The organism is Kitasatospora sp. NPDC004799, from assembly GCF_040609095.1.
Classification (GTDB): domain Bacteria; phylum Actinomycetota; class Actinomycetes; order Streptomycetales; family Streptomycetaceae; genus Kitasatospora.
This window is the reverse complement of sequence record NZ_JBEXJK010000725.1, coordinates 1-1,950: the sequence shown is the minus strand read 5'-3', so window position 1 is coordinate 1,950 and position 1,950 is coordinate 1. Positions and strand designations below refer to the sequence as shown.

The 1,950-nt window shown below is 76.6% G+C and carries 1 protein-coding gene; it reads left to right on the top strand.

Annotated elements, in window-relative coordinates:
* Nucleotides 1-402: 402 nt before the first annotated feature.
* On the top strand, nucleotides 403-1,626 hold the full coding sequence (locus ABZW03_RS40280; protein ID WP_355269769.1) for an ROK family protein: 1,224 nt from the start codon (nucleotides 403-405) through the stop codon (nucleotides 1,624-1,626).
* The last annotated feature ends 324 nt before the right edge of the window (nucleotides 1,627-1,950 follow it).

Below are 1,950 nucleotides of genomic sequence, written 5' to 3'. Positions count from 1 at the left end.
CGCGAAGATCACCGCCAACGCATCACAGCGTGCAGTTGATCAATTACCCAACACTTTCTGAGCAGGGCTCGCCGGAGTTCCAGCGAGATGCCCCGGGAGCGGGCGAAGCGGCGGGCGCTGTCGAGCGCCGCCGCGGCACGCCCCCACATGGGTGAAGCGTCGACCGGCCGGCTCCGCGCGGGCCCGCTCGGGGCCGCCCGCGCGGTCGTGCGGAGGCGGTCGGTTCCGCCGGGCCGTACGGACGCGGTCGGCTCCGCCGCGCGGGTACGGCAGGCGAACGGCGGATGATCACCGGTCATACTTGGGCGGCGGCGCCCGACCCCGGACGCCGCGGGGCGGGCCGGGCCCACCCGGCCGTACCGACCCGACCCGCGCCCGAAGACGCCAGACCGGAGGAACCCGATGAGCCCCCACCAGCCGACCAGTCGACCGGCGGCCGGGGCCCCCGGGGTGCCGTGGAACCGGCAGCGGCTGCGCAGCAACAACGAGTGGCTGCTGCTGGAGCTGCTGCGCACCGGCGGCGGCTCCTCCCGTGCCCAGCTGGCCCGGGATACCGGTCTGTCCAAGCCGACCGTCTCGGCCGCGCTGGCCGAGCTGGAGCGGGCCGGCCTGGTCCGCGAGGCCGGGCGGCTGGCCCCCGAGCGCGGCCGCACCGCCGTGCTGTACGAGGTCGACCCGACCGCCGGGCACGTGCTCGGCGTGGACATCGGCCGGGCCCGGCTGCGGGTCGCGGTGGCGGACCTGGCCGGGACGGTGGTCGCCCGCCGCGACGTGGCCAACCGGGGCCGTTCGGCGAACGCCGTCGCGGACGCCGTGGTCGCCGCCGCGCACGAGGCGATCGCCGAGGCGGGCCAGGCCGCCGGGGACATCGTGCACGCGGTGATCGGCACCCCGGGGGTGTGGGACGAGCAGCGCCGCGGGGTGCGGTACGCCAGCAGCCTGCCCGGCTGGGGGAGACCGGGGCTGTTCGACCGGATAGCGGAGGGCCTGGGCACGGCCGTCTCGGTGGCCAACGACGCCAACCTGGCCGCGCTCGGCGAGTACACCCTGGGCGCCGGGCGGGGCAGCCGGATGTTCGCCTACCTGCTGGTCGGCACCGGGCTCGGGCTGGGCGTGGTGAAGGACGGCGAGCTGCTGCTCGGCGCGCACGGGGCGCTGGGCGAGATCGGCCTGGTCCCGCTGCCCGGGCGGGCCGGCGAGCCGGCCGCGACGATCGAGCAGGACGCCGCCGCGGACGCCGTGGTGCGCGCCGCCCGGGACTTCGGGCTGGACGGCGAGTCGGCGGCGCGGCAGCTGACGGCGAAGCAGGTGTTCGAGCGGGCCCGGGCGGGCGAGGCGGCGGCGATCCAGGCGGTGGAGCGGGAGGCCGAGCGGCTCGGCTACGCGGTGGCCGTGCTCTCGGCCGTCCTGGACCCGGACCTGGTGGTGCTGGGCGGCGGCATCGGCAACAGCGCCGACCTGCTCCTGGAACCGCTGGAGCAGGCCCTGCACCGGCTCGCCCCGATGCGTCCGACGCTCGCGCCGAGCCTCCTGGGGGAGGAGGCGGTGCTCCTCGGCGCGGTCTCCACGGCGCTGGAGACCGCCCGCCCCGAGGTGTTCGAGCGCCGGACGGCGGGGCTGCGCTGACGGCCGGTCGGGAGCGGCCGGCCGTCCTGTGACCGCTCCTCGAACGGCCGGAAGGTCTCGATCTGCCAACGAGTGGGGGTTCCGTGGACGGTGCGTGTGCGATTCCTGCTTCAATCGCACGACTCGTCCAAACGGAACGGAGCGTTCTCCTCCCATGCCTTCACGGATACCCGGTCGCCGTCGGGCCGGCCTGGCCGGATTCGCCGGACTCGTCCTCACCGTCGGCCTGGCGCTGACGGGTTGCGACCCGTCGGCCGCCGACGGCGGCACCAAGGCCTCGGCCACGCCGACCGTCGCCGCCACCACGGCCCCGGCCGCGGCGAC

What these genes read in the sequence shown, in the direction of transcription:
- ABZW03_RS40280 (WP_355269769.1), top strand. Translation starts at nt 403, where the DNA reads ATGAGCCCCCACCAGCCGACCAGTCGACCGGCGGCCGGGGCCCCCGGG.